The organism is Treponema sp. R6D11, assembly GCF_054786075.1.
In genome coordinates this window covers 1-273 of record NZ_BDHD01001450.1, presented here as the reverse complement: position 1 = coordinate 273, position 273 = coordinate 1, and the positions used below count along the sequence as shown (strand labels likewise).

Annotated in this window: 1 protein-coding gene; it reads right to left on the bottom strand. The window is 39.6% G+C overall.

Features of this window, described 5'->3' with window-relative positions; genetic code table 11:
* Positions 1–150: 150 nt before the first annotated feature.
* On the bottom strand, positions 151–267 hold the full coding sequence (locus ACYVTD_RS19090) for a hypothetical protein (protein WP_461249150.1): 117 nt from the start codon (positions 265–267) through the stop codon (positions 151–153).
* Positions 268–273: the final 6 nt, after the last annotated feature.

Sequence of the window (273 nt, the reverse complement as noted above, 5' to 3'; positions counted from 1 at the left end):
CCAAGGAATTTAATCGGGAAGGGCCTTTCCCGGAGGATGGGGAAGCGAGAAAAAAAAAAAAAATGTTTTTATTTATTCATCTACTAAAATAATATCGGCCTTTCTAAAAAACGGGTTTTCTTCCCCGTAATTTTTATTCTGGGTTCCGGCTTATTTGTCGTCCTTTCCCTTATCGCTTTTTTTACCTTTTTTTTTTTTTTTTTCCGGCCCAGGCCCAACCGCCGTAACAGTTCCCTGTTGGGTTTTTTCCTGTGCTGTATCGGGAATAATGAT